Origin of the sequence: Bacillus cereus group sp. BceL062, assembly GCF_051780025.1 — a bacterium.
GTDB lineage: Bacteria > Bacillota > Bacilli > Bacillales > Bacillaceae_G > Bacillus_A > Bacillus_A toyonensis.
The window spans coordinates 1-398 of the sequence record NZ_JBPWGY010000056.1; the positions used below are offsets into that span (position 1 = coordinate 1).

Sequence of the window (398 nt, forward strand, 5' to 3'; positions counted from 1 at the left end):
GATGCAAATATTGTTTTTAAATGTCCTATTAAAAAGGGGAAATTTATTGATCACCAAGCCAATGCAGAATTTGATATTTCAAATGAATATTTAAGTGTAGAAGTTAGATTGGGATATTATGACGAATCTCATAATCCTATACCAGATAATTCGGCGAAAAAACAGAATAATCTTCAAATTAAAACGGAGACAGACAATGAAAATGAAAGACCATTAGCTACTATAAAAGGCATTTCGTTTTCAAAGGATTTTGATAATTCTGACGACCCTTCTGGGGATATGGATAATTGCAAAGGTTTATTCAGAGAATATTTTAACAAAAAAGAAAATTTGTCGTTCCACCAAATATTCACATCAATAATTATTAATGAAAAAGCAAATACAGATCAATTCAAGTG

General features: G+C 29.4%; 1 protein-coding gene. It reads left to right on the forward strand.

The annotated features are described in order from the left end of the window. Positions 1 to 398: hypothetical protein (locus ACS2MN_RS31020; protein ID WP_438894977.1), on the forward strand; the 398-nt coding region annotated here is incomplete at both ends.